Annotated in this window: 4 protein-coding genes; all 4 read right to left on the bottom strand. The window is 60.6% G+C overall.

The features are described from left to right. Nucleotides 1–291 precede the first annotated feature (291 nt). Nucleotides 292–426 (bottom strand): hypothetical protein, encoded by a 135-nt coding sequence (locus ROA7023_RS25535; RefSeq protein WP_268808039.1) that lies wholly within the window; start codon nucleotides 424–426, stop codon nucleotides 292–294. Between the two features lie 108 nt (nucleotides 427–534). Further along, nucleotides 535–2,172 carry a chaperonin GroEL gene (gene groL / locus ROA7023_RS23180; RefSeq protein WP_085881310.1) on the bottom strand — a complete coding sequence of 546 codons (1,638 nt, stop codon included), beginning with the start codon at nucleotides 2,170–2,172 and terminating at the stop codon, nucleotides 535–537. A 42-nt stretch (nucleotides 2,173–2,214) separates the two neighbouring features. Further along, nucleotides 2,215–2,502 carry a co-chaperone GroES gene (locus ROA7023_RS23185; RefSeq protein ID WP_085881311.1) on the bottom strand — a complete coding sequence of 96 codons (288 nt, stop codon included), beginning with the start codon at nucleotides 2,500–2,502 and terminating at the stop codon, nucleotides 2,215–2,217. A gap of 195 nt (nucleotides 2,503–2,697) precedes the next feature. Then, nucleotides 2,698–2,934: a hypothetical protein gene (locus ROA7023_RS23190; protein WP_085881312.1), complete on the bottom strand. Its 237-nt coding sequence runs from the start codon at nucleotides 2,932–2,934 to the stop codon at nucleotides 2,698–2,700. Nucleotides 2,935–3,100: the final 166 nt, after the last annotated feature.

Genomic DNA, 3,100 nt, shown 5'->3' on the forward strand with positions numbered 1-3,100 from the left:
AATAGGGCCTCAGCCGCGCCATCTGAGCCTCGCTCAGCCAATACAGATCGCTCATCATGCCCCCTTTGGTTCGGGGACGATGAATCACGCAGACCGCGCAGCCTCAACCCGTTTAATGGGTCCTGAGTCTAACTCGCGGTTTCTCGATCAAAATCGCGCATTACGCATTTCTCCGGCAACCCTTATCGTCGATTTTCCGGGCGCCAGAGGCTGCCCGATGCAGCATGTCGCCACGTCTCCCTCCACGACCTGGCTCCGTCTCCAGTGACATACAGGGACTTGGGCCGCGACCTATTTCTTCTTGTGCTCGCCAAGATTGGTCAAGGCTTTGCCCTTCGTGAAGTCCGCTGTTGCTACGACCTTTTCTTTCACCTTCTTCGGCTTCTTCACTTCTCGATTGCCACGTTGCTTGTCACCCTTGGACATTTCGTTTCCTCCTGGTCCTGAGTTCATTTCTGAAGAAGTGATCGGTGTTTGTTTCCATCAACGCTGTGCATTGGTGCCCCGGGGCTCCTGCCCACGGGACGCCGCCGGTCACATCATTCCGCCCATTGCACCCATGTCGGACATTTCGCTGCCGGCACCTGCCTTCTCGGGCTTTTGCGCGACCATCGCTTCGGTCGTGATCAACAGCCCGGCAATCGACGCGGCGTTTTCGAGCGCGATCCGGACGACCTTCGTCGGATCGATGACACCGGCCTTCAGCATGTCGCCGTATTCCTCGGCCTGCGCGTCGAAACCGAAGCTCGGGCTGTCGTTCTCGATCACCTTGCCGACAACGACCGATCCGTCGACGCCGGCATTGCCGGCAATCTGGCGCAGCGGTGCCTGGATCGCGCGACGGACAATCTTGATCCCGGCATCCTGGTCGCTGTTCTCACCCTTCAGTTTCGCCAGCACCTTGCCGGCATGAACCAGGGCCACGCCGCCACCCGGCACCACACCTTCCTGAACCGCGGCACGGGTGGCATTCAGCGCATCGTCCACGCGGTCCTTGCGCTCCTTCACCTCGATCTCCGTTGCCCCGCCGACCCGGATCACGGCAATGCCACCGGCAAGCTTGGCCAGCCGTTCCTGCAGCTTCTCCTTGTCGTAGTCCGAAGTGGTCTCCTCGATCTGCGCCCGGATCTGGGTGACGCGCGCCGCGATCGCGTCCTTGTCGCCGGCCCCGTCTATGATCGTCGTGTCATCCTTGGTGATCGCGACCTTCTTGACGGAGCCGAGCATGTCTATCGTGACATTCTCCAGCTTTGTGCCCATCTCTGCCGAAATCACCTGACCGGCCGTCAGCACGGCAATGTCTTCCATCATCGCCTTGCGGCGGTCTCCGAAGCCGGGGGCCTTGACGGCCGCAACTTTCAGCCCGCCGCGCAGCTTGTTGACGACCAGCGTCGCCAGCGCCTCGCCCTCTATGTCCTCGGCCACGATCAGCAGTTGCTTGTCGGCCTGAATCACGGCCTCCAGGAGAGGAACCATGGATGCGAGAGAAGTTAGCTTCTTTTCGTGAAGCAGGATGACACAGTCTTCCAGCTCGACGACCATCTTCTGAGCGTTCGTGATGAAATAGGGACTCAGATAGCCGCGGTCGAACTGCATGCCCTCGACCACTTCGGTTTCGGTCTCCAGCCCCTTGTTTTCTTCGACGGTGATTACGCCTTCGTTGCCGACCTTGGCCATCGCATCTGCGATCTGGCGGCCGATGGCGACCTCTCCGTTGGCCGAAATAGCGCCGACCTTCGCGATCTCGTCGCTGTCGCCGACCGGTCGGGACATGGTCTTGATCTCGGCCACGACCGCGGCGACGGCCTTGTCGATCCCGCGCTTGAGATCCATCGGGTTCATGCCGGCGGCGACCGACTTCATGCCCTCCCGGACAATCGCATGGGCGAGAACGGTCGCGGTCGTGGTGCCGTCGCCCGCCTCGTCATTGGTGCGCTGCGCGACTTCCTTGACCATCTGCGCGCCCATGTTCTCGAAATGGTCCGACAGCTCGATTTCCTTGGCGACGGTCACGCCGTCCTTGGTGATGCGCGGCGACCCCCAGGATTTGTCGATGATGACGTTCCGGCCCTTGGGGCCGAGGGTGATCTTCACGGCGTTGGCCAGCGTGTTGATGCCTTTCAGCATGCGGTCGCGGGCATCGGTACTGAATCTGACGTCTTTGGCGGTCATGGTGGACACTCCTGAAAATGAAAAACGGCGTCGCTGTCGGGGTCAGGCCATGACGCCGAGAATGTCGCTCTCCTTCATGATCATGAGGTCTTCGCCGTCGAGTTTGATTTCGGTGCCCGACCATTTCCCGAACAGGATCCGGTCGCCAGCCTTGACGTCCATGGCAGTGCGCTCGCCATCCTCGTCCTTGGCGCCAGCGCCGACCGCAACGATTTCACCTTCCTGCGGCTTCTCTTTTGCGGTGTCGGGGATGATGAGCCCGCCTGAGGTCTTCGCGTCGCCTTCGATGCGGCGGACGAGAACCCGGTCGTGGAGTGGAGTGAACGGCACCTGAGTGCTCCTTCTTCGGATGTCCAAGGGAGCATGGCGATGTTCGGATAGGCATTGGCACTCGCCATACCGGAGTGCCGATATTATCGAAATGATGGTTCGACAGCGGTTCTACAATAGCGTGTCAAAGAATATCTTTCGGCTTCCAATCAATTGATATCCATAAATGCTCCTGCAGTTCGTTGAAGCTCGACTTCACAAGCGTCGAACCGAGTTGCCGCCAGCGATGATCGCGTTGATCAAGTCCGCCACTGCGCGGTGCCTCTCCGTTTCGAGTTCGGTGCCGACGGCGTTCTCATGTGTCGCGGCGGCGTCGCGAAGAACCCCCATGATCTCATGCTCCGGAAGCAGTCCGCGATCGTTCAAGGCAAGCAGAAGCGCCTCGCAGATCGATAGGGCGGCCTGGCCTGCATGTTCGCTCGCCGTGGACATCCGGCGATAGTGTCCCCGGTGGTGGTGTAGGAGCGCCGACCCTCGGAGAGGTTCGAGCTTGATCAGGTGGCCACGGCGGGCAGCCTGACGGTGGGATTGTCTGTGACGCGGGCGAGGGTTTCAAGCGACATGTAGCGCCGCGCCACGGTCCACTCGTCGTTGGTCT

Source organism: Roseisalinus antarcticus, assembly GCF_900172355.1.
In the GTDB taxonomy this organism is placed as follows: domain Bacteria; phylum Pseudomonadota; class Alphaproteobacteria; order Rhodobacterales; family Rhodobacteraceae; genus Oceanicola; species Oceanicola antarcticus_A.